The sequence below is a fragment of the Cupriavidus sp. 22TCCZM01-5 genome (genome assembly GCF_057798915.1).
On the sequence record NZ_JBYOJR010000011.1, the window covers coordinates 103,680 to 130,670 of the forward strand.

General features: G+C 63.1%; 24 protein-coding genes. 19 read left to right on the forward strand and 5 right to left on the reverse strand.

Translation table 11 applies throughout. The annotated features are described in order from the left end of the window. Positions 1–20 precede the first annotated feature (20 nt). Together AC3FNH_RS13325 and AC3FNH_RS13330 are read right to left on the reverse strand one after the other, a co-directional pair. Positions 21–581 carry a carboxymuconolactone decarboxylase family protein gene (locus AC3FNH_RS13325; RefSeq protein WP_488720351.1) on the reverse strand — a complete coding sequence of 187 codons (561 nt, stop codon included), beginning with the start codon at positions 579–581 and terminating at the stop codon, positions 21–23. A gap of 19 nt (positions 582–600) precedes the next feature. Then, positions 601–1,908: a cation:dicarboxylate symporter family transporter gene (locus AC3FNH_RS13330; RefSeq protein ID WP_488720352.1), complete on the reverse strand. Its 1,308-nt coding sequence runs from the start codon at positions 1,906–1,908 to the stop codon at positions 601–603. A 351-nt stretch (positions 1,909–2,259) separates the two neighbouring features. Here AC3FNH_RS13330 and AC3FNH_RS13335 point away from each other — a divergent pair, with 351 nt between their 5' ends. From AC3FNH_RS13335 to dctA, 9 genes are all read left to right on the forward strand, one after another. Continuing rightward, positions 2,260–3,252, forward strand: coding sequence for a LysR family transcriptional regulator (locus AC3FNH_RS13335; protein ID WP_488720353.1), 993 nt, complete (start codon positions 2,260–2,262; stop codon positions 3,250–3,252). Between the two features lie 136 nt (positions 3,253–3,388). Next, positions 3,389–4,387: a tripartite tricarboxylate transporter substrate binding protein gene (locus tag AC3FNH_RS13340; protein ID WP_488720354.1), complete on the forward strand. Its 999-nt coding sequence runs from the start codon at positions 3,389–3,391 to the stop codon at positions 4,385–4,387. Between the two features lie 47 nt (positions 4,388–4,434). After that, a complete protein-coding gene (locus AC3FNH_RS13345) occupies positions 4,435–5,235 on the forward strand; it encodes an enoyl-CoA hydratase/isomerase family protein (RefSeq protein ID WP_488720355.1) in 801 nt (266 codons plus the stop codon). A 6-nt stretch (positions 5,236–5,241) separates the two neighbouring features. Then, positions 5,242–7,377, forward strand: a complete 2,136-nt coding sequence (locus AC3FNH_RS13350; protein ID WP_488720356.1) for an acetate--CoA ligase family protein — start codon at positions 5,242–5,244, stop codon at positions 7,375–7,377. Between the two features lie 24 nt (positions 7,378–7,401). Further along, on the forward strand, positions 7,402–8,208 hold the full coding sequence (locus AC3FNH_RS13355; protein WP_488720357.1) for an IclR family transcriptional regulator: 807 nt from the start codon (positions 7,402–7,404) through the stop codon (positions 8,206–8,208). Between the two features lie 579 nt (positions 8,209–8,787). Continuing rightward, positions 8,788–9,633: an HTD2 family dehydratase gene (locus AC3FNH_RS13360; protein WP_488720402.1), complete on the forward strand. Its 846-nt coding sequence runs from the start codon at positions 8,788–8,790 to the stop codon at positions 9,631–9,633. Positions 9,634–9,654: 21 nt separating this feature from the next. Further along, on the forward strand, positions 9,655–10,845 hold the full coding sequence (locus AC3FNH_RS13365) for a CaiB/BaiF CoA transferase family protein (RefSeq protein WP_488720358.1): 1,191 nt from the start codon (positions 9,655–9,657) through the stop codon (positions 10,843–10,845). Positions 10,846–10,898: 53 nt separating this feature from the next. Then, the gene (locus AC3FNH_RS13370) at positions 10,899–12,245 is read left to right on the forward strand and encodes a class-II fumarase/aspartase family protein (protein ID WP_488720359.1); all 1,347 of its coding nucleotides are present in this window, start codon (positions 10,899–10,901) and stop codon (positions 12,243–12,245) included. Positions 12,246–12,317: 72 nt separating this feature from the next. Next, on the forward strand, positions 12,318–13,646 hold the full coding sequence (dctA, locus tag AC3FNH_RS13375) for a C4-dicarboxylate transporter DctA (protein WP_488720360.1): 1,329 nt from the start codon (positions 12,318–12,320) through the stop codon (positions 13,644–13,646). Between the two features lie 20 nt (positions 13,647–13,666). On the opposite strand, the gene AC3FNH_RS13380 is transcribed toward dctA, so the two are convergent. Beyond that, on the reverse strand, positions 13,667–14,590 hold the full coding sequence (locus tag AC3FNH_RS13380; protein WP_488720361.1) for a LysR family transcriptional regulator: 924 nt from the start codon (positions 14,588–14,590) through the stop codon (positions 13,667–13,669). A 114-nt stretch (positions 14,591–14,704) separates the two neighbouring features. Here AC3FNH_RS13380 and AC3FNH_RS13385 point away from each other — a divergent pair, with 114 nt between their 5' ends. From AC3FNH_RS13385 to AC3FNH_RS13420, 8 genes are all read left to right on the forward strand, one after another. After that, on the forward strand, positions 14,705–15,094 hold the full coding sequence (locus AC3FNH_RS13385) for a Bug family tripartite tricarboxylate transporter substrate binding protein (RefSeq protein ID WP_488720403.1): 390 nt from the start codon (positions 14,705–14,707) through the stop codon (positions 15,092–15,094). A 1-nt stretch (position 15,095) separates the two neighbouring features. Then, on the forward strand, positions 15,096–17,132 hold the full coding sequence (locus AC3FNH_RS13390; RefSeq protein WP_488720362.1) for a 4-oxalomesaconate tautomerase: 2,037 nt from the start codon (positions 15,096–15,098) through the stop codon (positions 17,130–17,132). Between the two features lie 172 nt (positions 17,133–17,304). Continuing rightward, positions 17,305–17,505 (forward strand): hypothetical protein, encoded by a 201-nt coding sequence (locus AC3FNH_RS13395; protein ID WP_488720363.1) that lies wholly within the window; start codon positions 17,305–17,307, stop codon positions 17,503–17,505. A gap of 202 nt (positions 17,506–17,707) precedes the next feature. Then, a complete protein-coding gene (locus AC3FNH_RS13400; protein ID WP_488720364.1) occupies positions 17,708–18,547 on the forward strand; it encodes an HpcH/HpaI aldolase/citrate lyase family protein in 840 nt (279 codons plus the stop codon). Between the two features lie 231 nt (positions 18,548–18,778). Beyond that, entirely contained in the window at positions 18,779–19,705 is a 927-nt protein-coding gene (locus tag AC3FNH_RS13405; RefSeq protein WP_488720365.1) for a LysR family transcriptional regulator, read from the forward strand. Between the two features lie 78 nt (positions 19,706–19,783). After that, positions 19,784–21,193 carry an FAD-dependent tricarballylate dehydrogenase TcuA gene (tcuA, locus tag AC3FNH_RS13410; RefSeq protein WP_488720366.1) on the forward strand — a complete coding sequence of 470 codons (1,410 nt, stop codon included), beginning with the start codon at positions 19,784–19,786 and terminating at the stop codon, positions 21,191–21,193. After that, positions 21,180–22,409 (forward strand): tricarballylate utilization 4Fe-4S protein TcuB, encoded by a 1,230-nt coding sequence (gene tcuB, locus AC3FNH_RS13415; RefSeq protein ID WP_488720367.1) that lies wholly within the window; start codon positions 21,180–21,182, stop codon positions 22,407–22,409. Before tcuA ends, tcuB begins: the two co-directional genes overlap by 14 nt. 66 nt (positions 22,410–22,475) lie before the next feature. After that, the gene (locus AC3FNH_RS13420; protein WP_488720368.1) at positions 22,476–23,459 is read left to right on the forward strand and encodes a Bug family tripartite tricarboxylate transporter substrate binding protein; all 984 of its coding nucleotides are present in this window, start codon (positions 22,476–22,478) and stop codon (positions 23,457–23,459) included. Positions 23,460–23,869: 410 nt separating this feature from the next. Here the strand turns inward: AC3FNH_RS13420 and AC3FNH_RS13425 are convergent, their stop codons facing one another. Continuing rightward, positions 23,870–24,208 (reverse strand): winged helix-turn-helix transcriptional regulator, encoded by a 339-nt coding sequence (locus AC3FNH_RS13425; protein WP_276100683.1) that lies wholly within the window; start codon positions 24,206–24,208, stop codon positions 23,870–23,872. A gap of 91 nt (positions 24,209–24,299) precedes the next feature. Between AC3FNH_RS13425 and AC3FNH_RS13430 the strand changes: the two genes are divergently transcribed. Together AC3FNH_RS13430 and AC3FNH_RS13435 are read left to right on the forward strand one after the other, a co-directional pair. Continuing rightward, positions 24,300–24,626 (forward strand): nuclear transport factor 2 family protein, encoded by a 327-nt coding sequence (locus AC3FNH_RS13430; protein ID WP_488720369.1) that lies wholly within the window; start codon positions 24,300–24,302, stop codon positions 24,624–24,626. Next, positions 24,626–25,405, forward strand: coding sequence for an SDR family oxidoreductase (locus AC3FNH_RS13435; protein ID WP_488720370.1), 780 nt, complete (start codon positions 24,626–24,628; stop codon positions 25,403–25,405). The genes AC3FNH_RS13430 and AC3FNH_RS13435 overlap by 1 nt, the downstream gene beginning before the upstream one ends. 395 nt (positions 25,406–25,800) lie before the next feature. Here AC3FNH_RS13435 and AC3FNH_RS13440 read toward each other — a convergent pair whose 3' ends face one another. Next, positions 25,801–26,943 (reverse strand): sterol desaturase family protein, encoded by a 1,143-nt coding sequence (locus tag AC3FNH_RS13440; RefSeq protein ID WP_488720371.1) that lies wholly within the window; start codon positions 26,941–26,943, stop codon positions 25,801–25,803. Positions 26,944–26,991 lie beyond the last annotated feature (48 nt).

Below are 26,991 nucleotides of genomic sequence, written 5' to 3' on the forward strand. Positions count from 1 at the left end.
TATTCACGGCAGGTTCCTTGTCAGAGAGTCGTTGGCAGTTCAGGCGTCGCGCCGACGGGCGGCGGGACATTGAAGACCTTGATGGTCATCGAGATGAGGGTGTAGTAGCCAGCAACGCCGACCAGATCGACGACGCCGTCCTTTCCGATCGCTTCGGTGAGCTCGGCGTAAAGGGCGTCATCCACGGCGCGCCATGCATGAAGCTGTGTAAGGAATGCGTACACCAGTGCCTCGTCGCGCTGGGAAAACGGAGGTGTGGCACCATCCCGGATCGCATCGATGACGGCAGGGGCAACACCGGCCTCCAGGGCGAAGGGCTTGTGCGCGGCCCATTCATATTCGGCGAGCCAATGGCGGCCCATGAACAGGATCGCCAGTTCCGACAGGCGCGGCGGGAGGCTGCTGTCATACCGGCAGTAGCGGCCCAGTGCCTGTGCTCGGTCGGCCAGTTGCGGGCGATGCAACCAGACAGCGAGCGGACCACGGACGCCCTTGCGTGGGCCACTTGCGATGGCGTCATACACAGCGCGCTGCGCTGCGTCGAGATCTTCGGGATTGATGGGCGAGATACGGGGTTGCATGGCAGGACCTTTGCAGAGTTCAGTTCGTTTGGGCTACGGCACGCGTTGTCGCGGCCGTATTTGTCGACAGAAGGGGCGTCCGAACACGGCCACCTGTCTCCCGGGTGAAGGCTTCTGCATCAAATGCACCCTCCCAGCGCGCGATGGCGAATACAGCCATGGTGTTGCCGACGACATTGACCAGTGCCGTGGCGACGGCCATGACGCGGTCGATGCCGAACAGCAGGCCCAGGCCGGCAAGGGGCAGCGAGCGTACGGACTGGAGGGTCGCAGCCAGCTTGACGAAGGCGCCGCCGGCAACCGTGGTGCCGCCCTTGGAGGTAAGGCTGAGAATTGCGAGCAGTCCGATTTGCTGCCACAGCGAGAACGGCGTGTCGGTCGCCTGCGCGATAAAGCCGATGGCAATCGCCATGTAGATGGACGTTCCATCCAAGTTGAAGCTGTAGCCGGCCGGCAAAACAAAGCCCACCACTGCATCGTCGCAACCCGCGCGCTGGAATTTCTCGACAAGTCGCGGGAATGCAACCTCGCTGGACGCCGTGCCCAAGATCAGCAGCAGTTCTTCGCGGATCAGCTTCAGGATCGCGAAGTAGGGCAGCCCGATCATCCAACTGACGCTGCTCAGCACGCCGAACACGAAGACGAGCGATGCAGCGTAGTACAGCACGATCACCTTGAGCAGATATACGAGGGTCATGCCGCCATAGCTGCCCACCGCTGCCGCCATTGCACCGAAGGCTCCCAGCGGCGCCAGCTTCATGATGAAGGCGAGCATGCGGAAGAGCACCGACTGGGCCTCGTCGAGCCCGCGCAGCAGCACAGAGTCATGCCCGACGGAGAGGTTGAGCGCCAGTCCGGCCAGAATCGAGATGATCAGCACCTGGACGATGTCGCCCTTGGCAAAGGCATCGACCAACGTGTGCGGGATCAGCCCGAGGACATAGTTGACGGCGGAAATCCCACCTGCACTGGCCGTGGCCTTGACGGCATCGGCGCTCTCGGCCAGGTTGGTCGCGTGCAGCCCGATGCCCGGTTGAAATACATTGACCAGCACGAAGCCGAGGACCATGGCCACAGTGCTGAGAACCTCGAAGTACACCAGCGATTTCACACCCATGCGGCCAAGCATCCGGAGGTCGCGAACGTGGGCCAGTCCCTGGACCAGCGTACAGAAGATGATGGGAGCGAGCATCATCTTCAGCAGGGCGATGAAGCCCTGGCCCAATGGCTTCATCGCAATCGCCCACTGGGGTGCAACAAGGCCGAGGATGACTGCGCAGACGAGTCCGAGCAGCACCTGGATATGCAGTTTCTTCAAATGCTTCACGTTGATCGCGTCTCCTGATCCAGGCACGGAATTGACCGGACCGAATGCGCTGCGGCGTTACCGCCGGAGCTTGTAGAAAGTCGAAGGGCTCCCAAGCCGCCCGCTGGCAAGGCGGAACTCGGAGAGGCGTTCGAGAGATTGGATGCTCGCGCCGGCTATAACCGGGCAGGCCGTACCGCCGGGGCGGCTAGGAATGAGGCGAGGGGTGCAGGACTGCGAGGGGCAACATGCCTGTCTCCAATGGATCTTATGAATGCTTCGTATCTGCCGGAAGCATAGATTGATGCCATCTGCTTGACAAAGACCGTATAAACATACAAATCTATGCTCTATAGGCATAGCTCAAGCACCATGGACATCCGCGAACTCAAGAGCTTCATCCACGTTGCGCGCGCCGGCAGCTTCAGCCGCGCGGCAGCCGAGCTCTACATTGCTCAGCCGGCACTCAGCCGGCAAATTGCCAAGCTCGAAACGGAAATCGGCGTGGCCCTGCTGATCCGGCACGGACGAGGCGTAAGAGTCACTGCAGCAGGGTCGCGATTGCTCGAACGAGCAGAAATGATCACGCACATGCTTGCCGAGACCGGGGAAGCCGTTCGCGCCAGCGCCGACGAAGAACGGGGTCATCTGGCCGTGGGACTGCCGCCGACGATTGGCTTGCTGGTCGGTGCCGAGTTGATCGAAGATTTCCGCGCCCGATGGCCTCGGGTCTCCCTGCATGTGCGCGAGGGATTGAGCAGCTCTTTGCAAGAGTGGGTGCTCGACCGGCGCGTCGACTTGGCGGTGGTCTACAACCAGCCCCCACTGGATGCCTTCGACGTCCGGCCGCTGTTCAACGAGCCGATGATTCTGGTTGGTCCGCCAGGATCCGGCCCTGGCAAACCGGATTTGCAGATCCGTGACTTGGCCGATATCCCGCTCATCCTGCCCGGACTCCCCCATAGCAACCGTCGCCTGGTGGAACAGGCGGCGATCCAGCACGGGGTGCGCTTGCGCGTGACGCTCGAAGTGGACAGCGTCGCGCTGACGAAGCGCCTGGTTAAGGCTGGATTGGGGTACTCCATCCTGACGTATGTCGCCATCCAACAAGAGATCGAAGCGGGAGAACTGGTGGCGCACCGTATCGAGCGGCCTGCGATCCGCTCCACCGTCGCGATAACGACTCTGCGTGACCAACCTCTATCGCGTTTCGCTGAGGCGTGGATAACGATGATGTGTGAGAAGTTGCGGAGCTTTATCGAGAACGCCACATGGAAATCGGATGTGGCATGGCTCGAAGATGGAGGTTCAGGTAACCCGCCGCTGTCTGCGCGGCGAATGCACGCCATCCCCGACAGCCGCTAGGCGAAACACCGAGCCAAACGCGATAGGCAGCCCACCAATTCCACTGTATGGAATTGGTGGGCTGCCACAACACCATTCCACGCTTAACCTGTTTGTGCAGCCGGCATACCGGCGAAGCCAATGACAGGAGACAACCGTGGCAACTCTGATACATCGTGCCGGCCGCAGCCTGAGGGCGCTCCTCGCGCCTCTTGCCGTTCTGGCACCCCTGCCAGCACAGCTTGCGCAGGCCGCCTATCCCGACAAGCCCATTCGCATCGTCGTACCCTTCTCGCCAGGCGGCGGCACCGACTTGATCACACGCGCGATGGGCGTTGCAATGGGCCAGGACCTCGGGCAGCCGGTGGTCGTCGACAATCGGCCCGGCGGGGGCACCATTATCGGCACGGATAACGTCGCCAAGTCGCCGCCGGACGGCTACACGCTTGTGATGGCGACCTTCGCCCACGCCGTCAACCCGAGCCTGCAGCCGAAGCTGCCGTACCAGACCGACAAGGCATTCGCTCCCGTGATGCTGGTCGGCCGCTCGCCCAACGTGCTGGTCGTGCGCGCCGACAGTCCCTACAAATCTGTGAAGGACATCCTCAGCGCCGCAAGGGCGAAGCCTGGGCAGCTCTCCTTTGCCTCGCAGGGCTCGGGCACGTCCGCCCACCTTGCCGGCGAACTGTTCAAGAGCCTTGCGAAGATCGACCTCAACCACATTCCCTACAAAGGCGCCGGCCCGGCCATCACTGACTTGCTGGGCGGCCAGGTGGACATGATGTTCGCGACGGCTTCCGCAGTCGGCAACCTGCTCGAGTCGGGCAAGTTGCGGGCGCTGGGCGTGACCACAGCACAGCGCTCGACCAGCGCCGACCTGGCAAAGGTGCCGACGATCGCCGAGGCGGGCGTACCCGGATATGTCGCCGAAAGCTGGTACGGGCTCTTCGTGCCGGCCGGCACGCCAGCGCCGATCATTGCCCGGCTGAATGCTGCAGCGAAGAAGGCGGTGACAGCCGACGGCTTCCGCAAGCGTGTGGCGTCGGAGGGGCTGATCGTCTCTCCCGGGACGCCGGAGGACTTGGGGCGCTACGTGCTCGGCGAACAGGCGCGTTGGAGCAAGGTCGTCAAGGACGCCCACATCACCTTGAACTGACGCACCCGTCTACACAAGCAGCCGAATTGAACATCCAAACACCCATCATGAGCGAACACCACCTGATTCACCTCGACGTACAGGACGGCGTAGCGGTCCTCACCCTGAACCGCCCCGAGAAGCGCAATGCCATCAGCGACGACATGCGCATCGAGCTTATCGACGCGCTGGAATATGTCACCGCAAGCCGGGAGATCCGCGCGCTGGTACTGACGGGCAGCGGCAAGGGATTCTGTGCCGGCGGCGACGTGGCTGGCATGCAGCGCCGCATGGAAGCGCCCCACGGCGAAGTCGGCTTCAACGGCTGGACGCGCCAGCAGCGCGTGCACCATTCGGTCGCGCTGCTTCATCACATGCCCAAGCCGGTCATCGCCGCGGTCAATGGCGGCGCCAACGGCCTCGGTGCCGACATGGCCATGGCCTGCGATTTCGTGATGGCGTCGGCGTCGGCCAGCTTTGCGTGGTCGTACATCCACCGCGGGCTGATTCCCGATGGCGGCGGCATGTACTTCCTGCCACGGCGCACCGGGCTGCCAATGGCCAAGGCGCTGATCTTCAGCGGCCGCAAGGTCGATGCCGGGGAGGCGCTGGCGCTCGGCATCGCGGACCGGCTGAGCACGTCGCCGGAAACGCTCCTGGCCGAAGCGGTCGCCTGGGCGGCAGAGCTGTCGAAGGGCTCGCCCACGGCGCTGGCGCTCGGCAAGACGATCCTGAACCAGACCTTCGAACTGACCTCCGACCAGGTGTTCGCGCAGGGGAGCCAGGCGCAGGGCATCTGCTACACGAGCAGCGAGCACCGCGAATCGGTGCTCGCCTTCCTGGCCAAGGCTGCCACGGCAAAGGGTTGAGACATCATGACGACTTCATTCCGCGCTTCCATTGCCTCGCCGCGCTCAGGCCCGGACGCTATCTCCCGCCTGTTCGCGCCGCGCAGCGTGGCGGTGATCGGCGCGTCGGCCGATCCGGAAAAGACCGCGGGCCGCCCCGTCTCATACCTTGTGCGCCACGGCTATGCGGGCGCAATCTACCCGGTCAACCCGCGGGTGGCCGCGATCGGCGGCATCCGCTGCTATCCGGACATCGACTCGCTTCCCGAAGTTCCCGACGTCGGTCTCGTCCTGCTTGGCGCAGAGCGGGCGCACCATGCCGTTCGCGAGCTGGCCGCTCGCGGCACGGCGGCGGCCATCGTACTGGCGAGCGGCTATACCGAGACCGGCGCGGAAGGCGCGCGGCGGCAGGCTGAACTGGTCGAAGCGGCCGGCGGCATGCGCCTGCTCGGTCCGAACACGATCGGGCTGGTCAATGTGACGGACAGCATTCCACTTTCGGCGAGCGGCGCGCTGGAAATGGAGCGGTTCCCGGCGGGCGGCGTCGGCGTGGTGTCGCAAAGCGGCGGCATCCTGGGTGCGCTGCTGTCGCGTGCGGCGGCGCGGGGCGTCGGCCTGTCCAAGCTGGTGTCGACCAGCAACGAGGCGGACCTCGACCTCGCGGACTTCATCGACTATCTGGCTGACGACCCGGCCACGCAGGTCATTGCGCTGTATGTGGAAAGCGTGCGGCACCCGGCGAAATTCCGTGCGGCGGCGCTGAAGGCGGCCGCGGCCGGCAAGCCCGTGGTGGCTTTCAAGATCGGCCGCTCCGAGGCGGGCGCGCGCGCCGCTGTGTCGCACACCGGCGCAATGGCCGGCGCCGACCGCATGTACGATGCGCTGTTCCGGCAGGTTGGCGTGATCCGGGCACAATCGTTCTCTGACCTGGTCGACATCCCTGCCGCGCTTGCTACTGGACGCGTGCTGACCGGTCGGCGGATCGCCGTGCTGACCTCGACCGGAGGCGCGGGCACGCTCGTGGCGGACAGCCTCGGCGTTTCCGGCTTCGAGACACCGCCGCCGGATGCGATGACGGCTGAGCGGCTGCGCGCCCTGCAAAAGGGCGACCACGCCGCGCTGGACCGCAACCCCATCGACGTGACGCTGGCCGGCCTGCAGCCAGATCTGCTGCGCGGCGCGATCCGTGCACTGCTCGCGAGCCCGTCGTATGACGCGGTGACCGTGATCGTCGGCTCGTCCGGCCTGGCCATGCCGCACCTGATGGCCGATGCCATCAACGACTGCCTGCCGGAGAGCGACAAGCCGGTGCTGGCCTACGTCAGTCCCCACGCGCCGGAAGTGGCGGCCGTGCTGAGCCGCAGTGGCGTGCCGGCTTTCAGCGCGCCGGAGAGTTGCGCAGTAGCGTTCGCGGCCATGCTGGCGGCGCGCCAACGGCTTCCGGACGACGCAGACGCGGTCCCTGCGTCTTCGTTGGTGGATACCTCCGATCTGCCGGCGGGGCCGCTGGACGAGGCCGCGGCCAAGCAACTCTTCGCGCGCTTCGGAGTACCCGGGGTCCGCGAACGGGAAGTTGCCAACGCAGCGCAAGCGGAGGCTGCCGCGCGCGAACTGGGTGGCCGGGTAGTGCTGAAGATTCTGTCGTCCGCCATCACGCACAAGAGCGACGTGGGTGGGGTAGCGGTGGGCGTCGCGCCGGCGGAGGCAGGCGCCCGGCTGGAGGTGATGCGCGAGGCGGTGCGGCATCACACGGGTGAAGCGCCGGAGCGCTTCCTGGTGCAGGAAATGGTGTCCGGTGGCGTCGAGCTGATTCTTGGCATGCACCGCGACGCCCTCGGCACCGCGATTCTGCTTGGCATGGGCGGCGTCACGGCGGAGCTGTTCCAGGACACGACGTTGCGCCTGTTGCCGCCAGCCGGAGGCCTGACGCATGCAGAGGCACTGGACATGATCCACTGCCTGAAGACCTGGCCCCTGCTTGACGGCTATCGCGGCCGGCCGAAGGCCGACGTGGGAGCACTCGCCGATGCTATCGTGGCGTTCTCGGCCATGACGGCGGCAATGGGCGCCCGCCTCGCCGAGGCGGAGATCAATCCGCTCTTCGTCCTGCCAGCCGGAAAAGGCGTGCGTGCGGCGGACGGCGTGGCCGTGATCGCGCCCTGAGGGCAAGCCCGCGGGAGGAAGACGTTGGATGCGCAAGATGCAAGTCGCCGGGCGCGCGGCCGCCCGGCCAGCCTGCTGGCCAACCGTTCGCTGGAGCGAGGGCTCGAGATCCTGCGCGCCTTCCGGCCGGGCTCGGAGACCCTTGGCAATAGCGAACTCGCCGAGCGTACCGGACTGCCCCGTTCGACCGTCAGCCGGCTGACGCAGAGCCTTGTCGATACCGGCTTCCTCCAGTACGACACCGCGTTGCGTGCCTACCGCCTCGGCGTGCCGTTGCTTAGCCTCGCGCACGCCATGCGCAGCGGCTCCGCCATCCTGCAAGTCGCTGCGCCACGGATGCGGGAGCTGGCAGAGCGCGAGCACCTGAACGTCGGCCTGGCGATGGCCGACCGCGACGAGATGGTCTACCTCGAATCGATCCGCTACAGCCGCAGGGCCTCCCTGCGCAGCGTGGTGGCGGGGCAGCGCGTGCCGATGGCGTTGACTTCCCTGGGGCGGGCGTGGCTGGCGGCCGCATCCGAGGGCGAGCGCACTGCCATGATGGCGGACTTCCAGGCGCGCTTCGCGAGCTCGCCAACGCTCGAAGCGGAAATCCGCGAGGCCATTACGCATGTCCGACAGCATGGCTGGTGCGCCGCTGGCTGGCAGCCGGAGGTCGTGGCAGTCTCCACGCCCCTGCAACTCGGAGCGCACGCGATTCACGTGCTGAACGTCAGCCAGTCGACGAAGGTTCCGCTATCGGAGGCAGTGCTGCGGTTGGCACCGCTGCTGATGCGCCTGGCTGCCGATGTACGGGCAGAGTTCTTGTCAGTGGAAGCCAGGACAGGCTGACTGCCCCATCCGCCGCTGGGCGACGTCGTCCGCCCATTCAAGCAGTGCGTTTCCCGTACCTCGCTCCCTTGCCAAGCCGATGGGCCGCTGGGTCGCCGCGCCATGACATCGCTCGAAGCGCCGATCCTTGCAATCGCCGGACGGCTATGTCCTCCGTCTTCTGACTGACGGCAATGGTCCGTTTAGGCGGCATCGCGGTAGCTGCGACCCAAGCCTAAACACTATCGGTGACGTCACACTACGACCGCCAACGCAACGCCGATGGCAGCCGAAGTATGGTCACGGGTGTTGCTGACTACAACCTGTCGAAGCGCACCGATGTCTACGCTGAGGTTGACTTCAATCGAATCCATGGCGGTTACGCGCTCCCTTCCTTCATGGGCGTCAAGGGCAGCAAGGCCGGTGGCGGTATCGGCTTGCGACCCGGACCTGCTGCACGGGCTCGCGATTGATGCAGTTGGCGGATCAATCCATCGGAACTATGCATTTCCCTCTCTTCAGCGGGGAGACCAAAATCAATTCGCGTGCATGTGCCGCTCTGGCACGGACAGCAAGGAGAGAGCAGTGAACGAACAGGCAATGGACCCGCGGACATGGATCGGACGCAGGGAGCAGCACGAAGATACGATTACCGCGGTGCCGGTGACTGCTTTGCGGGCCACGCTGGACTATCCGGTGGCACCGCAGCCGACTGGTACGCCATTGCCGCCGCTGTGGCATTGGCTTTACTTTCTTCCCATGCACCGACAGAGCGAGATTGGTGCGGATGGTCATGCAAAGCGTGGTGGCTTCCTGCCTCCCGTGCCACTGCCACGTCGCATGTGGGCTGGTGGCCAGTTTGAATTTCGTGCTCCGCTTCGGGTGGGCGACCGCGTTGTGCGCACCTCGACCATCGATGACGTCTCGACCAAGGAGGGCAGGACCGGCAAATTGGTCTTCGTCAAGGTCCGTCATGAGGTGTGCGTCGAAGGGCTCCTTGAGCCCTCGCTCGTGGAGTTTCATGACATCGTCTATCGCGAGGCACAGCAATCGGGTGATGTTGCCGCCACACCCCAAGCGGCGCCTTCTGAAGCGGCCTGGCGGCGCCAAATCGTGCCGGACGATGTACTGCTGTTCCGCTATTCGGCGCTGACATTCAATGGCCACCGCATTCACTATGACCGCCGCTATGTGACGGAAGTAGAAGGATACCCCGGCCTCATCGTACACGGACCGCTTATCGCGACGCTGCTGCTGGACCTGCTTCGGCGCGAGCTGCCGCAAGCTGACGTGGTGAGCTTCCGCTTTCGCGCAGTGCGTCCGACATTCGACCTGCACCCCTTCCACGTCAATGGGCAGCCTCAGGCTGATGGCAAGACCATTCATCTTTGGGCGTCGGACCATGAAGGATGGTTGACCATGGACGCCACTGCCGTCTTGCGCTGATTTGCCTCCCGGATTCTCACGATGCAACCACTTAAAGACATCACCGTCGTTACGTTCGAGCATGCTATCGCGGCGCCGTTCGCGACCCGTCAGCTAGCCGATCTGGGCGCCCGTGTCATCAAAATCGAAAGGCCGGGCGTGGGCGACTTCGCTCGCGGATACGACGAACGGGTGCGCGGCTTGGCGTCGCATTTCGTTTGGACCAATCGTTCGAAGGAGAGCTTGACGCTGGACGTCAAGCATCCGGCGGCTGCTGGCGTGCTCGAGCGTCTCATCATGAATAAGGCGGACGTCGTGGTGCAGAATCTCGCGCCCGGGGCGGCCGCCCGCTTGGGCCTGGGCTATGAGAGGCTCTCCGCAGTCAAGCCGGAACTGATTGTTTGCGACATTTCCGGCTACGGCGATGACCCGGTCAATCCGGGCCCCTATCGGGACAAGAAGGCCTATGATCTCCTGATTCAAAGCGAGGCCGGCTTCGTGTCGGTGACAGGGACCCCGGAGGAACCCTGCAAGGCTGGACCTTCCATCGCCGATATTGCCGCGGGCATGTATGCCTACACCAATATTCTGGCCGCGCTGCTCCAGCGCGGTCAGACCGGGCGCGGTCAGCGTATCGATATCTCGATGCTTGAATCGCTGGCGGAGTGGACAAGCTACCCGCTTTACTATGCGTTCGACGGCGCAGAGCCGCCGCCGCGCACTGGCGCAAGTCACGCCACTATCTATCCGTATGGTCCTTTCCCTGCAGGCGATGGCGTCACGGTGATGCTGGGTCTGCAGAACGAACGGGAGTGGGCGAGCTTCTGCCTGAAAGTGTTGCAGCAGCCCGAACTTGTCGAGGATCCGCGGTTTACCTCTAACTCGAAGCGGGTGGCTGCGCGTACAGCCTTGCGGCAGATTATCGTGGACGCCTTCGCTTCCCTGACCGGCGCGCAGGTGGTGGAGCGGCTGGAAATCGCGCAGATTGCCAATGCCCGTGTCAACGATATGAACGGGGTCTGGGAACATCCGCAACTCAAAGCGCGGTGCCGCTGGACTGAGGTTGGGTCGCCCCAGGGCACGCTGCCGGCCCTGTTGCCGCCTGGCACTTGGAACGAAGGGCCGCGTATGGACCCGATCCCTGCCCTTGGTCAACACACCGACTCCATTCTTGCGGAACTCGGATACGCCTCCCACGAGATTACGGCACTGCGTTCGGACAATGCGGTGTGAATCCGACTCCATCCGTCGACTCATTCGACAAGATTAAGCAGAGGTAGAACATTATGGCTTCCACAATTATTGACTCGCGCATCTTTGGCGACATGTTCAGTGATGCGCGCATGCGCGAGGTGTGGTCGGACGAGAACCGGACCGCCAAGTACCTTGACATCGAGCGCGCCTTGGCAAAGGTGCAGGGCGAACTCGGTATCATCCCGAAAGAGGCCGCCGACGAAATCGTGCGCAACTGCGAACTTTCGCAGATTGACTGGGTAAAGCTCAAAGCCAAAACCGAGCAAATCGGCTATCCAATCATCGCCGTGGTCAACCAGATTAACCAGAACTGCCGGGACGGCCTCGGCGAGTTCTGTCACTGGGGGGCCACGACCCAGGACATTACTGACACTGCGGCTGTGCTGCAAATGCGTGAGGGTCTCGCACTGATCGAGGCGGATCTGGACGATATTGCTGGGGCGCTCGCTAAGCTGGCGAAGACATATCGGGACACCCCAGTCATCGGCCGTTCTAACTTGCAGCAAGCCACACCGATTACGTTCGGCTACAAGATGGCCAGCATCCTGGCTGGCATTGACCGTCACCGCGAGCGGTTGCAGCAGCTTAAGCCGCGTGTACTGATGGGAGAGTTCGGCGGCGCCTCCGGTACGCTTTCTTCCCTGCAGACGGGCGCTATGGAGACGCAAGCCGCGCTGATGAAAGAGCTGGGTTTGGCGCAGCCGCTCATCTCCTGGCACACGGTACGCGACACCGTAGCCGAGGTTGGCGCCTTCCTGGGTCTCGTCGGTGGATCGCTTGGCAAGATTGCCATGGATGTAAAGCTGATGATGCAGACGGAGGTGGCGGAGGTGTTCGAGCCATTCGCGCCCGGGCGCGGCTCGTCGTCTACCATGCCGCAGAAGCGCAACCCCATTTCGTGCCTATACATCCACGCGAACATTTCAGTGGCGCGACAGCACGCAGCGGCCCTGATGGATGCGATGGTCGCCGACCATGAGCGCTCCACCGGGCCATGGGAGATTGAATGGGTGTCGTTGCCCGAGATCTTCTGCCTGATCTCCGGCGCATTGAAACAGGCCAAATTTGTCCTGCAAGGGCTTGAAGTAGACGCTGACCGCATGCGCGCCAACATCGATATGACCAACGGGCTTGTGATGTCCGAAGCGGTGATGATGGGGTTGGGCCCGTACATCGGCCGGGAATATGCGCATGACTTGGTCTATGACCTATGCCGCAAGGCCATCGACGAAGACCGGCCATTGATCGACATACTCGCGGCTCACCCGGAAATCAGCGGACATGTCACACGATCTCAACTCGAGGCGATGTGCGACCCCGCCAATAACTTGGGGCAGGCTGGCGTGATGGTCGACCGCGTGCTTGCAAGCCGGCGTTGAAAGATCGACACGCTTGGCGAAAAAATTCCGGCAATTCTCATGCCGGTCGCAAGAATATAAGGAGACACCATTGTGAAACTACGGAGCCCATTCAAGCACTTATACGTCCAGGTGCTCATCGGACTGATGCTCGGCATCACTGTCGGGCACTACTGGCCAGATATCGGTGCATCCCTCAAACCGCTCGGCGATGGGTTCGTCAAGCTGGTCAAGATGATGATCGCGCCGGTCGTGTTCTGTACGATAGTGACCGGCATTACGTCGCTTAGCGATACCAAGGAGATTGGAAAGACTCTGCTGAAGTCGATGGGGTTATTTTATGTACTGACCATCATTGCCTTGCTAACCGGTCTCGTCACGGTATTTCTGATGCAGCCCGGCGCAGGTATGCACATCGACCCGAAGCAGCTCGATGCGAGTGTTGCGGCGCGCTTTGCCAACGACATCCAAATCCACGGCTTTGCCGACTTTGCATTGCACATCATCCCTAATGCGTTCGTCGGGGCGTTCGCGCAAGGTGAGGTCCTTCCCGTCCTGTTGCTCGCGGTGTTGTGCGGTTTCGGGCTCTCGCGCATTGGGTCCGCGGCTCGTCCCGTACTGGACACCATCGATGGCTTCTCCCACATGCTTTTCGCCGTCTTTGGCGTCATCATGCGGGCGGCACCCATCGGGGCTTTCGGGGCGATGGCTTTCACGGTCGGACGCTATGGAATCAAGTCGATTGGATCTTTGGGGCTCCTCATCGGGACTTTCTATGTAGCCTGTTCCTTCTTCGTCGTAGTGGTACTCGGCCTCCTGTGTCGCCTGCACGGGTTCCGACTTTGGCAGTTGCTACGTTATGTCAAGGAAGAACTGCTTGTCGTCCTGGGTACATCGTCAAGCGAGCCGGTGCTGCCTCGGTTGTTGTTGAAACTCGAGCGCCTTGGCTGCAAGAAGGGCGTCGTCGGGTTGGTACTTCCGACAGGGTACTCCTTCAACCTGGATGGCACTGCTATCTATCTGACGCTTGCGTCGATGTTTATTGCCCAGGCGTGCGACATCCACCTGACCTGGCATCAGATTGCTGCCATGCTCGGCATCATGTTGTTGACCTCGAAGGGCGCAGCGGGGGTAACGGGGAGCGGATTCGTGGCACTGGTAGCTACGCTGACCGTCATGCCGGACCTTCCCGTTGCCGGCGTCGCTCTTATCGTGGGCATTGACCGCTTCATGTCCGAGGCTCGCGCCCTGACGAGTACGATTAGTAACGTCGTCGCCTGTATCGTGGTTTCGATGTGGGAAAAGGCTTGCGATCGTGAAGTACTGAAGCGCGAGTTGACATCGAACTACCCATTCACGGAGGAAAAACTTGAGGCGGGCGATACGCCGTCCGTGGTCATGGCTGGTCCGTCGCCGCGCTGAATGATTGCGGCCGCTCGCAACTATGCGCGGCGGCTCCCGCGCTTGCCCCGGGTTGACTTCATTTCGCTGAGGAAATCATAGAGTTGTTGTGCCGCGGGCGGCAACGAACGCCCCTTGCGGCGAATGAGTCCAATATTGCGCGTAATGACGGGGTCGGTCAGCGGAACGCTTACAAGTAGCGGATGATCCGGACCAGGCATGGCAATCGAAGGCACAGCCGCAACGCCGAGCCCGGCTTCCACTAGTCCCAGCGTTGTTGTGACGTGCTGAGTCTCATAGATGCTGTATGGGAGGCCGGATACGTTGGATAGCGCCTGGTCTAACAGCAGTCGGTTGCCGGATGCCTTGCTCACAGAAATATAGTCATACTCAGCCAAGTCTGCCCATTTGACGCGCCGATGCTTCGCGAGTGGGTGGTCGCGCCGGCATGCCGCCACGAATCTCTCTTCAAGAAGGGGGCGAAACTCGATTTCCGGCTCCTGGTTGCCCACGAAATTAATTCCGAAGTCCGCTTCGCCGCACGATACCGCGGACAAGACCTCGTTTGCGCTGGCGTCAAGTAGCTTGACGCGAATCTTCGGATAGCGTTCGTGATAGCGGGAGATGACCTGAGACAAAAAGTAATAGACCGTTGAAGGCACGCAGGCGATAGTCACTTCCCCCATGCGCGTGGTCGTTACCCCTCGTATGCCAAGCAGTGTCTGGTCCAGGTCATCCAGAATCTGTTGTAGCTTGCGGTCGAACTCCCGCCCCACCGATGTGAGGCTAACGCGTCGCGTGGTGCGATCCAGCAAGCGGACACCCAGTGCTTCTTCCAGCTTTTCGATTCGGCGACTGAAGGCCGGCTGCGAAATATGCAGTGCGTCGGCCGCCTTCCGGAAGTTGTTCAACTCGGCAACTGCACGGAATGCCTGTAAGTCGTTGAGGTTGAAATTGATGGTCATCGGTGTGCCTTGCGTCGTCGTCACTGATCCATAGTGTGCATCAACCGTTCGCAATTATGCAATTCCATAGGTATCAGAAAAGTATGACGATACGTTTGCGGGCGGAGAGGTCCTATAGCAGGCCAGACACAAGTGATGTTTTCAAGTCTTCTTACGGCCATTCCTTATGTAAGGGGCGGCAAGCTTAAGGTAGTTGGCGTCGCGGGCAGCAAGCGTTCTGCATTGATGCCGAACGTCCCCACACTGAAAGAGCAGGGCATTAATGATGTCGACGTTTCGCAGTGGCATGGGAACTTCGCGCCTGCCAATACCCCAATGCCGGTCGTAGAAGCGTTAAACAAGGCGCTCAACCAAGCGCTTGCGGAGAAAAGCGTTGTTCGACGTCTGGAAGGCCAGGGCGCGGAGGTCGCGACGATGACGCCGGGTCAAATGCAAATTTTTATGCAACAGGAGCAAGTGAAATGGAAGGCGGTCGTGCAGGCGGCGAAGTTGAAGGCGGACTGAGATGAGTAAAACTATTCCCTGTGTCCTGATGCGCGCCGGCACCTCTCGCGGACCGTTTTTCCTGCGCGAATGGCTACCGGAAAGCGATGAGGAGCGTGACCAGGCGTTGATTGGCGCTATCGGAGCATCGGACCCCTTGCAACTTGACGGCGTTGGGGGCGGCAGCACGCTTAACAGCAAGGTAGCCATTGTGTCACGGTCCACGCAGCCCGATTGCGACTTGGACTACCTTTTTGTACAGGTGGGAGTCGGGAATTGCTCGGTGGATACGCGCCCCAACTGCGGCAACATGCTGTCAGGCGTCGCGCCTTTTGCCATCGAGCAGGGTCTCGTCAAGGTCGAGCGCGACACGACTCGCGTACGCGTGCATAACGTCAATACTGGCGCTCGAATTGACGTGACCGTACGTACGCCGGATGGCCGGATAACCTATGACGGTGACACCCGCATCGACGGCGTCGCTGGAACCGGCGCTCCGATCTTGCTTGATTTTGTGGATGCCTGGGGCGCCGTGACAGGTCAAGTATTCCCGACGGGAAACCGCATCGATGTGATCGACGGCGTCGAGGTGACTTGCATCGACGCGGCCATGCCGCTGATGATTGTCCGGGCCTGCGACCTGGGTGTCAGCGGCCGTGAAGCACCGGCCACGCTTGACAGTGATGCAGCATTGCTGTCGCGACTGGAGTCGCTGCGATTGCAAGCCGGCCTGCTGATGGGTCTCGGCGATGTGTCTGACAGCGTCATTCCGAAGCCTGTGTTGGTTAGCCCGGGCGACTCGCGGGATAGCATCACATCGCGCTACTTCACTCCGCGCAAGTGCCATGCCTCTCATGCCGTTACGGGAGCTATCGGCGTGGCCAGCGCCTTCGCATTGTCGGGTACCGTCGCGAGCCAAAACGAAAGGCACTCTGGCCGACATGCCCTCGTGGTGCTTCATCCTGCTGGGCGGATCGAAGTCGAAGTAGAACTGGAGGGCGAGGGTGATGCCACAAAAGTCACTCGTGCAGCGCTTGTTCGAACGGCCCGAAAAATCATGGCTGGTGAACTCCATCTGCCCGACTACGTTTTCTCCCGGCCCGAGCCAATGGCAAAGCCCTCGGTGGGATCGCGGGCGAAGCCTTTGCAAATCATCCTTCCTACACGCGCAGGCGGTGGCAATGACGCTGTGGCTCACCTCATCGGTCCCCGCATCGGGCGCCTGCTGGGGCAAGAGGTGGTCATCGATAACCGGGCCGGTGCGAACGGAGGCATAGCCTGCGAGTATGTTGCGCGGGCGGTCCCCGATGGACATACGTTGCTCCTTGGCTACGTGGGAACACATGCGATGAATCCCGCACTTCAGAAGGTTGGATACGATCCCCTCCGCAGCTTTGCGCCGATAGGTCTCATTGGGTCTTCTCCGATATTGCTGGTGGCAAATCCGTCGAACGTGCCGGCTGACGTGGAGGCTCTGATTGCCCGCTTGAAACAAGAGCCACATGGTCTGCGCTACGCGTCCGCAGGCGACGGCACACCGCCTCATTTCGGTGCGGAACTCTTCCAGCTTGCCACTGGCACATCGATGCGCTCTCTCACCTTTGACGGCGCTGCGCCGGCAATTGCGTCCACCATCGAAGGGCGCACACAGGTGATGTTTTCTAGCCTGCTCACTGCGTATCGGCCGCTACGGGCCGGGCGCCTTCATGCGCTTTCGGTTGCCGGTCCGCAACGCCTCTCTTGTTTGCCGGATGTTCCTACCCTTGCTGAAGCGGGGATTTCCGGCGTGCAATTGACACAGTGGTACGCGCTGTTCGCGCCTGCTGGCACTCCCGCCGCGAAGGTGGATGAGCTAAACCAGGTCTTGAACGAAGTTTTGCGAGACCCGGACGTCATTGCAGGCTTTGAAAGTTATGGCGCGACGGCGGAGCCGAGCAGTCCCGAGGCGCTGACGGCAAAAGTAGAGTCCGAGCTGACGCGATGGCGGCGCGTCGTTACGGAGTCAAGGCTGGCGCCAGCACTTCCCGCTCCACATCCTCAATTAGCCGACTCGTGTTAACTGCGCTGTGAGGAGCCGGCCAAGGACTACCTACAGTCTTGCAACTGCATATCAGCCGGGTGACTCGGTCGTCGCAATATGGGCATGGCGGCGAATCCGACGTTTAAGCCAATGTCGGCGGCAAATTGAAATCCGCTTTAAGCCTTCTACGGATTCAGCAATAGGAGAAATCATGACCATAGTCGAAGCTCACTCGGGCAGCGAAAAGAGGCCGGAGCTGGTATCCCGGCCTTGCTACGCCGTCGCACCGGTTGCGGTTAAGGACCCCGATCCAATGGCCATTTCTTGGATACGGACACCGACCGAGGTGCTGATGGAGAATCTGAATGACCGGCAAGACGTGACCGATATCGCGTTCTTGGGATACAACTAGCCCTTCTCGACGATGGCGAGCTCCGAACGGTACGCCGCCGCTTCCGTGGCAAGCCATTGTCTTCATTTCTTGCATCAGGTCGACTGCCGCCGCAGTTCGCCGTACTGCGGCGCTGATCAACGGCGCCTCGTCGCACGTGGTTGAGGGACGACGTGCACGAAGACTCCGTGTTCCACCTTGCCGCCCGCTGAAAGGCACCGCCATGAACATTGCCACCACCTATCTCTTCGTGCCGGGCAACCGGCACGAGCGCTTCGACAAGGCCGTTGCCGCCGGCGCAGACGTCACAATCTTCGACCTGGAGGATGCAGTCCACCCCGACGGCAAGGACGCCGCCCGCGTGGCAATCGCCTCGTGGCTCGCGGCAAGGCAGCTTTCAGGGCAGGCGGCGAATGTCCTTGTCCGGATCAATGACGCCGCCTCGCCTTATTTCAGTGCCGACCTGGAGTGGCTCGCCAACCTGCCCGCCGGCACGCCGCTGGCCGGGCTAATGGTTCCCAAGGCCGAACAACCTGCGGCGTTGGGCGGCATCGCCGAGGCGCTGCGCAGGGTCAATCCGCACGGCGTACTGGTGGCGCTCATCGAAAGCGCCATTGGGGTGCATCAGGCCGACGCCATCGCCACGGCGCCTGGCGTGGCGCGGCTGGCGTTCGGCTCCATCGACTACGCCGTCGACCTCGGCTGCGAGCACACCCGTGACGCACTGGCCTACGCACGCAGCCGCCTCGTGCTGGCCTCGCGCGTCGCCCGCTTGCCGCCGCCCGTTGACGGCGTGACCACCGCGCTGAAGGATGAGACCGTTCTGGCCGACGACGTTGCCTATGCCCGGGAACTCGGCTTCGCCGGGAAGCTGTGTATCCACCCGTCGCAGGTGGCCGGCGTGCGAGCGGGCTTTCGGCCGTCCGCGCAGCAGACCGATTGGGCCCGCCGCGTGATCGTGGCCACCTCGTCCGGCAGCCATGCCGTGCAGGTCGATGGCAAGATGGTCGACAAGCCCGTCATCGAGCAGGCGAAGCGCATCCTGGCTCTGTCTGGCAACTAGTAAGCGCTATCCTCGCCGACGCGGAAGGCGACCGTTCCCTCTACACTGCACGGCAGTAGCATTGCGGAGTCCGCAGTGAACAAGGTCGTCAGCGCATGCCGTGGACGCGACAGATGCGTCGGACGGGCGGGGGAGCGCGCCGCGAAAAGGCTGTCGACCGCATTGCGATGTGGTGCGAGCGTGCCGGACAGGCGCGCGCGTCTTAAGGATAGAGCCAGAAGGAGGAAGCGAATGGAGCTCCGGCAGTTGCGGTATTTCCTGCAGGTGGTCGAACTCGGCAGCATGGGAAAGGCCGCGCAGAAGCTGGACGTGGGCACGTCGGCCCTTAGTCAGCAGATTAGCAGGCTCGAAGGGGAATTGGCGACACGGTTGTTGCAGCGCACATCCGCCGGCGTGGTGCCAACGGACGCTGGCCTGGCTTTCTGGCGGCAGGCGCAACTGGCCGTGCGCCATGCCGACGATGCTGTCCGTGCCGCGCAGCTTGCGAGACTGTCGGGCCATGTCAGCGTCGGTATGGCGCCGAGTACGATCTCCGTACTCGGCTTGCCCTTCATGCAGGCCATGAGGAATCGCTACCCTGACATCCGGCTCCATCTGGTGGAAAGTCTGTCGGGCAACCTGGCCACCATGATCGATACTCGCCAACTCGACCTGGCCATCCTGTTCCAGGCGGACGGACACCACCGCTGGAGTGTGGCGCCACTGCTCACCGAACGCCTTTTTCTCATCTTCCGGCGCGACATGCCCGGCATGCCCGCGGGAAAAACCGCGAAGCTGGCCCAGTTGCGCGACTTGCCGCTGATTCTGCCCAGCAGTCCGCACGGATTGCGGTCAGTGCTCGACGTGGCGTTTGCCAGGGGCAAATTCCAGCCAAACCTGGTGGCCGAGATAGACGGACTGGCGATGCTAATGGATGCCGTACGGGCAGGCTTCGGGGCGACGGTGCAGCCCGGCGCGGCAGTCGCGCGACTCGGCGGCGAGCCGCTGGCCATGATCCCCATTGCGGACGCCGCGGCCCGTCGCCCCAACGTGCTGGCCAGCTTGTCGGACGAAGAACTGTCGCCGGCCGGGCTCGCTGCGCGCGGCACGCTGGCTTCCGTCGCGCGGGAACTGGTGCTGAGCGGAAGCTGGCAAGGGGCGACCCTTCACGATTTGTAAACACCTCTTTTCCGTTCCCTTCTGGCGGGCGCCCGCCCCGCTCAGTACAGTCGCAGCCAACAATCGGAGACTGTACTCATGTGGGACGTACTCGTAATCGGCGGGGGCAACGCGGCACTGTGCGCCGCCCTCATGGCGCGCGAAGCTGGCGCCAGTGTGCTGCTGCTGGAAGCGGCCCCCAAGGCATGGCGCGGCGGCAACTCCCAGCACACCCGCAATCTGCGATGCATGCACGATGCGCCCCAGGATGTGCTGGTCGACAGCTACCCCGAGGAGGAGTACTGGCAAGACTTGCTCAAGGTCACCGGCGGCATCACCAATGAGGCGCTGGCGCGGCTGGTGATCCGCGCGTCATCGACCTGCCGACCCTGGATGCGCCGCCACGGTGTGCATTTCCAGCCGCCCCTGTCGGGCGCGCTGCATGTAGCCCGTACCAATGCGTTTTTCATGGGCGGCGGCAAGGCTCTGGTGAATGCCTACTATCGCAGCGCCGAAAACCTCGGGGTGGAGATCCGCTACGAGACGCCGGTCGATGCCATCGAACTCGATGGCAGCCGGTTTGTGGCTGCGCGCAGCGGCGCACACCGCTTCGAGGCACACACTTGCGTGCTGGCGGCGGGCGGCTTCGAATCGAACCGGGAATGGCTGCGCGAAGCCTGGGGCCGCAACGAGCGCGGCGAATGGCCGGCCGACAACTTCCTGATCCGCGGCACCCGATTCAATACGGGCGTACTGCTCAAGCACATGATCGAGGCGGGGGCCGATGCCATCGGCGACCCGTCGCAATCCCACTGTGTGGCTATCGACGCGCGCGCGCCGCTGTATGACGGCGGCATCTGCACGCGCATCGATTGCGTGTCACTCGGCGTGGTGGTGAACCGGGAAGCAGAGCGCTTCTATGACGAGGGCGAGGACTTCTGGCCGAAGCGCTACGCGATCTGGGGCCGTCTGGTCGCCCAGCAACCGGGCCAGATTGCTTACTCCATCATCGATGCCAAGGCCATCGGCCGCTTCATGCCGCCGGTCTTCCCCGGCACGGTGGCCGACACACTGCCCGAACTGGCGCGCAAGCTCGGCCTCCCGGAGCAGTCGTTCGTGAAAAGCGTGACCGACTACAACGCCGCGTGCCGCATTGGCACCTTCGACCATACGGCGCTGGACGACTGCCGCACCGAAGGGCTGATCCCGCCCAAGACTCACTGGGCGCGTCCCATCGACACCGCGCCTTTCTACGGTTATGCACTGCGTCCCGGCATCACCTTCACTTATCTCGGCCTTAAGGTCGACGAGCACGCCGCCGTCCATTTTGGAGGTGAGCCGAGCGACAACCTGTTCGTTGCCGGCGAGATGATGGCCGGCAACGTGCTGGGCAAGGGCTACACGGCGGGCGTTGGCATGTCCATCGGCACCGCGTTCGGCCGGATTGCAGGCACCCGGGCCGCGCGCGCGGCCGCACAAGCGAAAGGAGTACAACATGAAGCAGCTTGAGGCGCTGGTGCGCGAGGCCGGCGAAACGGCGGTGGGGGCGGCGGCGGCCGTGGAGACGGCGGGCGACATCCGTCAAACCGGCGCTCGGAAGATCATTCCCATCCAGGTGCTGCCGCTGACCGGCAATGAAGCCGAAGTTGCCCGTCAGATGCAGATTTGCAATGCCTGTCGTTACTGCGAAGGCTTTTGCGCGGTGTTCCCGGCCATGACGCGGCGCTTGTCATTCGGCAAGGCGGACGTGAACTACCTGGCCAACCTCTGCCACAACTGTGGGGCTTGCTACCACGCCTGCCAGTACGCGCCGCCGCACGAATTCGCGGTGAACGTGCCGCAGGCCATGGCTCGCGTACGTGGGGAGACCTACGCCGAATATGCATGGCCGGCGCCGCTGGGCGCACTGTACCGGCGCAACGGCCTCACCGTTGCGCTGGCGCTTGCCTTCGGCCTGGCCTTGTTCCTGCTGCTGGCCATTTCGCGCCACGGCGCCTTGTGGCACGCGCCGCTGGCCGGCAATTTCTACGCGATCTTTCCGCACAATATGATGGCTGCGATGTTCGGGGCAGTGTTCGGCTTCGCGGTGCTCTCGCTGGGCATTGGCATACGGACGTTCTGGCGCGATGTATCGCCGGGCCGTGCCACCCCGCCCGCGCTGGGGGAGGCCGCGCGTGACGCGCTCACGCTCACCTACCTCGACGGCGGACACGGGCAGGGTTGCAACGAGCAGGACGACCGATTCACGCTGGCGCGTCGCCGCTTCCACCACCTGACGTTCTACGGCTTCATGGCCTGTTTCGCCTCCACTGGCGTGGCCACGCTGTACCACTACCTGCTGGACCTCCACGCGCCGTATGCGGTGACGAGCCTGCCGGTGATCCTCGGCACGGCCGGCGGCATCGGGCTATTGATCGGGCCGGCCGGCCTGCTGTGGCTGAACCTGCGGCGCGACCCCAACCGGGGTGATGCCGCCCAGCGGCCCATGGATCGCGGCTTCATCGCGCTCCTGCTACTCACAGCGGCTACCGGGCTTGGCCTGTTGGCCGGCCGCGGGACCGGAGCCATGGCGATGCTGCTGGCCATCCACCTTGGCGTGGTGATGGCGCTGTTCGCCACGCTGCCGTTCGGCAAGTTCGCCCACGGCATCTACCGCTGCGCGGCGCTTCTGAAGTCGTCCATCGAGAAGCGCCAGCCCAATACGTTGCAGCTCGGCTCCGACTGAGGCAGTGCAGCACTGAAGAACCGCAACGCCGACAAGAAAATCATCGAACCTCAAGGAGACCGTCACATGTCCGACATGACCCGCCGCACCGCCATCGCCTGTCTGGCAGGCGCAACCCTCGCGCTCGGCAGCATGGTGCCGGCTGCCGCACAAGGTTGGCCGGAGAAACCCGTCACTGTCGTGGTGCCCTTCGCTTCCGGCGGCACCACCGACATCATTGCCCGCACCATTGGCCACAAGATGGGCGAGTCGTTGCACCAGCCGGTGGTGGTGGACAACCGCCCGGGCGCAGGAGGCACGCTCGGCGCGGGCAACGTGGCGCGCGCCACGCCCGACGGCTACACGCTGCTGCTTGCCACCGTCGCGCACACGATGGCGCCCGGCATTTACAAGAAACTGCCGTACGATTTCACGCGCGACCTGGTGCCGGTCGGCCTGGTGGCGTTGACCCCGAACGTGCTGCTGGTCAGCCCATCGCTGCCCGTCAAGTCGGTGGCGGAGCTGATCGCGTATATCAAGTCGCATCCGGGTAAGGTGAACTACGGATCGGCCGGCCCCGGCAGCACCGAGCATCTTTCTGGCGAACTGTTCCGGTCGATGACTGGCACCGACATTGTTCACGTCCCATACAAGGGCGGTGCGCCGATGATGACCGACCTGATCGCCGGGCAGATCCAGATGGCGGTGGAGACGAGTCCCTCGGCAGCCCCGCACGTGCGCTCGGGCAAGCTCCGCGCGCTGGCGGTGACCACGGCGAAGCGTTCCTCGGCGTATCCCGGCGTGCCCACGCTGGACGAAAGCGGCATCAAAGGCTACGAGGTGACCACGTGGTATGCGCTGATGGCGCCTCGGGGCACGCCCGACGCGGTCACGCGGCGGCTTGGCACGGAACTGGCCAAGGCGCTGCAACAGCCGGACGTGTTGAAGCGCTTCGAAGAGCAGGGTGTGACGGCTGGCGACATGACGCCAGCGAAGCTTGCCGAGTTCATCCGCCTGGAGACCGAGCGTTGGGGGCGGGTATCCAAGACGGCTGGTGTGACCGCCGACTGATCGGGTCGCGTTCCAAATTTGCAGCCTGTCGTTTCAGGGGCACCCGCGGAGGGGGATTCTGCTTTGAGACCGTGGAATGGAGGTGTGCACTGAATGCAGTCGATGTCGCGATACCATCTCTCGGCGATCGAACGACCGCTTGCCGAGGGGAGCTGCCATGTGAGTGTCTCGGCGACGCGTCGGACGAAGGTCCCTTACTGGCCGGGAACGGCCCGACGCTCAGCACAGCCGAGCGTTCCTCCTGGACTGGTCCGCGTAGGGCAGAAGACGCCCCAGTGCTGCCCCTCAAATGAGATTTACGACCGTCAGGTTCCGGCGCGACATGAGACGGTCGCGGATGAGACCACGTCGCCGACTTGCGAAATTGGATTCTGGATGACGGGCTGCTAGCCGCACAAGCTCGGCGCAGCCTACGGAAAGTCTTCACGGCGCTCCGCCCATGTCAGGATCGCATCCAGTGCCGGGCACAACGCCTGGCCCCAGTCAGTCAGGCGGTAGTCCACCTTCGGCGGCACCTGATGATAGACCGTACGCGTCACGATGCCGTCCGCTTCGAGGCAGCGTAGCTGCTGGGCAAGCATCTTCTGTGTGATGCCGGGGATCAGTCTCTCGAGGTCCGAAAAGCGCTGTACCTGACCGCCGAAGAGGTGAAACAGGATCACCAGCTTCCAGCGGCCTTCCAGCAGCTTGAATGCGGCTTCGACATCGATTGCGGCAGCCGCGGGGGTGTAGTTTTTTCGGTTAGCCAAGGGGTTACTTACTTTTTTGTGCGTTCTTGCGATACGGTAACTGTAGCGCCATGATTGGGGCATGCAAACCTTCACGTTGAGGTGAACCCCAATGAACATGATGCTGCCTCCGCCACTGGATGCCTATCTGCTCGCGGAAACCGTCACGGACACCGCCCCTCTCTTGAACTGCTTTACCGCCGATGCCGTTGTGCGGGACGAAGGCCGCACGATCAAGGGGCTGGAAGCAATCCAGGCCTGGAAGAAAGACAGCAAAACCAGGTACCAGTACAGCATTGAGCCGTTGGACGTATCCCAGGACGGCGCCACTGTGACGATGCACGCACGACTCAAGGGCACATTCCCCGGTAGCCCAGTCGAGCTGACCTACACGTTCGTCCTGGCCGGCGGCAGGATTGCGTCGCTGGAGATTCGCTAATGAGCTCCGCACCTGAACTTCTGGGGCTTCGGGCGCTCGTTACAGGCGGAACCAAAGGCATCGGCAAAGCCGTCGTCGCACGCCTTCGCGAGGCAGGTGCGAACGTTCTGACGACGGCGCGTTCCCGTCCCGATGAACTTGCCGAAGAACGGTTCATCGGGGCGGACATCACGACGGCCGAGGGCTGTAAAGCTATTGTCGACGCCGTGCTAGAGCGGTTCGGTGGCGTCGATATAGTCGTGCACGTCGTGGGCGGCTCATCTGCACCGGCCGGTGGCTTCAGCGTGCTAGATGACGATGAATGGAACAAGGCATTGAGCCTGAACCTATTCCCGGCAGTGCGCATCGATCGCGCGCTGTTGCCCTCTATGGTCGAGCAGCATTCGGGCGTCATTATCCACGTCACGTCGATCCAGCGGCAATTACCGTTGCCGGAGGCGACGATTGCCTATGCCGCCGCCAAGGCTGCCCTGTCAAACTACAGCAAAGCCTTGTCCAAGGAGGTGAGTCCCAAGGGCGTTCGCGTCGTGCGTGTCTCCCCGGGCTGGGTCGAGACTGATGCCGCCGCAGGTCTCGTTGCCGAGGTCGCCCGACAAAGCGGCATCGACACGGAAGGCGCCCGCAAGATCATCATGGATTCGCTTGGCGGCATTCCTCTTGGCCGGCCCTGCTCGCCCCGGGAAGTGGCAGAACTCATTGGTTTCCTCGTCTCTGGCCGCGCCAGCGCCATCACCGGCACTGAGTACGTCATCGACGGAGGAACTGTTCCGACTGCGTGATCTGAGCCGCTTGCCCGGCCGCCCTGGTGTCGTGTCTGCCTACGGACAGGCCGCCACGACCAAGCCTCTCCTGCGAAACAGGGACCGGGCAACGTCTCCCGTTCTGCGCCGGGTTACGGTGGAACCGAATGGTGATGGGACCGTCGCCAGACGCCGATGAGCTGCGAAATCTATCAATAGTCAAGCGACTGTTTGTGAAGTCGACCGGCCATTCTAGCGAGCGGTCAGAGGTTCGAATCCTTTAGGACGCGCCAGTCTCTATGCAGGTTTACCGTGCGCACGCCAGCAGGAATCGCTGAAGCGTCGGCGCGCCTGGATCATCAGGCATCGCGGTAGACGCGTGCGGGTTCGCTATCTGGACGAAAACGCCGCTCCGAAGACGGAAACGGCCGAGGTCAGCGCGGGTACAGGCTCAGCCAGATCGCCAGCGCGGCGCCGGCACTCGCCAAGTTCACCCAACATATCTGGGCGATCTTCAGGCGGCCTTCCAGCAGCATGCCAAGCGACCACAGCCCCGCCACCATCGGCGCAACCACTAGCACGGTCTGGCCGAAGGACAAGTCGTCGGCAAACCACAGGTAGCTGCCGGTGGCCGCCATCAGTTGCAGGAACTGCGCTGCGGCGAACCAGCGGCGGCCGCGCGATAACTGTGGGTCGTAGCGCTGGGCGGCAGCCTGCAGATCATAGGGCACGGTGCTGGCCGCGGCCTTCAGGTCTTCGGGCAGCCAGCCCGGCGGCTTGAACCACAGGCGCAGCTTGTCCGACCAGCGCCTGGTGCGGCGCGCCAGTTTGGCGATGTCGCTGTAGCCTACCGCCACCGCCCACAGCGGGTTCCAGTTGCGCAACTGGGTGCGGGTCCCGTAGACACAGGGCTCGCGTTCCTCGGCGAATGTGCCGAACAGTCGGTCCCAGATCACCAGCATGCCGCCATAGTTCTTGTCGAGATACTGGTCGTTCACCGCGTGGTGCACGCGGTGGTTGGACGGTGAAGAAAATACGCGGTCGAACCAGCCGAGCTTGCCGATGTGCTCGGTGTGGATCCAGAACTGATAGAGCAGCACGATGAGGCCGGCGAGCGCGAACTGCTCCGGTGCCACGCCCAGTACCGCCATCGGCAGGTAGAACGGCCAGCCGAGCAAGGCGACGGTACTCTCCTGGCGCAGCGCTGTGGACAGGTTGAAGTGCTGGCTCTGGTGGTGCACCGCGTGGGCGGCCCACATCACCGCGCTTTCGTGCCCCATGCGGTGCAGCCAATAGTCGCAAAAGTCAAACAGCACGATGGCGATCAACCAGCCGTACCAGGCGTGCCAGATCGGTGAGCCGGCGAACAGTGCCACGCGCCGGAAGACCAGCGTGTAAAGGCCAATCTGGAACAACTGGGTAATGCCGGCCACCAGTTGGCTAAGCAAGCCCTGGCTCAGGCTGCTCAGCGAGTCGCTGAGCCGGTAGGTGTTCTTGCGCCTTGCAAGGCCGTAGGCGAATTCGCACGCCATCAGCACGAAAAACAACGGCAAGGCGTAGACAATGATCTTGTCCATTCAGTAATGCTGGCACGCACGGACGCGCGGCAAAATCCGAATGATACA

What these genes read in the sequence shown, in the direction of transcription:
- AC3FNH_RS13325 (WP_488720351.1), bottom strand. Translation starts at nt 581, where the DNA reads ATGCAACCCCGTATCTCGCCCATCAATCCCGAAGATCTCGACGCAGCG.
- AC3FNH_RS13335 (WP_488720353.1), top strand. Translation starts at nt 2,260, where the DNA reads ATGGACATCCGCGAACTCAAGAGCTTCATCCACGTTGCGCGCGCCGGC.
- AC3FNH_RS13345 (WP_488720355.1), top strand. Translation starts at nt 4,435, where the DNA reads ATGAGCGAACACCACCTGATTCACCTCGACGTACAGGACGGCGTAGCG.
- AC3FNH_RS13350 (WP_488720356.1), top strand. Translation starts at nt 5,242, where the DNA reads ATGACGACTTCATTCCGCGCTTCCATTGCCTCGCCGCGCTCAGGCCCG.
- AC3FNH_RS13360 (WP_488720402.1), top strand. Translation starts at nt 8,788, where the DNA reads ATGGACCCGCGGACATGGATCGGACGCAGGGAGCAGCACGAAGATACG.
- AC3FNH_RS13365 (WP_488720358.1), top strand. Translation starts at nt 9,655, where the DNA reads ATGCAACCACTTAAAGACATCACCGTCGTTACGTTCGAGCATGCTATC.
- AC3FNH_RS13370 (WP_488720359.1), top strand. Translation starts at nt 10,899, where the DNA reads ATGGCTTCCACAATTATTGACTCGCGCATCTTTGGCGACATGTTCAGT.
- AC3FNH_RS13380 (WP_488720361.1), bottom strand. Translation starts at nt 14,590, where the DNA reads ATGACCATCAATTTCAACCTCAACGACTTACAGGCATTCCGTGCAGTT.
- AC3FNH_RS13390 (WP_488720362.1), top strand. Translation starts at nt 15,096, where the DNA reads ATGAGTAAAACTATTCCCTGTGTCCTGATGCGCGCCGGCACCTCTCGC.
- AC3FNH_RS13395 (WP_488720363.1), top strand. Translation starts at nt 17,305, where the DNA reads ATGACCATAGTCGAAGCTCACTCGGGCAGCGAAAAGAGGCCGGAGCTG.
- AC3FNH_RS13400 (WP_488720364.1), top strand. Translation starts at nt 17,708, where the DNA reads ATGAACATTGCCACCACCTATCTCTTCGTGCCGGGCAACCGGCACGAG.
- AC3FNH_RS13405 (WP_488720365.1), top strand. Translation starts at nt 18,779, where the DNA reads ATGGAGCTCCGGCAGTTGCGGTATTTCCTGCAGGTGGTCGAACTCGGC.
- tcuA (WP_488720366.1), top strand. Translation starts at nt 19,784, where the DNA reads ATGTGGGACGTACTCGTAATCGGCGGGGGCAACGCGGCACTGTGCGCC.
- tcuB (WP_488720367.1), top strand. Translation starts at nt 21,180, where the DNA reads ATGAAGCAGCTTGAGGCGCTGGTGCGCGAGGCCGGCGAAACGGCGGTG.
- AC3FNH_RS13420 (WP_488720368.1), top strand. Translation starts at nt 22,476, where the DNA reads ATGTCCGACATGACCCGCCGCACCGCCATCGCCTGTCTGGCAGGCGCA.
- AC3FNH_RS13430 (WP_488720369.1), top strand. Translation starts at nt 24,300, where the DNA reads ATGAACATGATGCTGCCTCCGCCACTGGATGCCTATCTGCTCGCGGAA.
- AC3FNH_RS13435 (WP_488720370.1), top strand. Translation starts at nt 24,626, where the DNA reads ATGAGCTCCGCACCTGAACTTCTGGGGCTTCGGGCGCTCGTTACAGGC.
- AC3FNH_RS13440 (WP_488720371.1), bottom strand. Translation starts at nt 26,943, where the DNA reads ATGGACAAGATCATTGTCTACGCCTTGCCGTTGTTTTTCGTGCTGATG.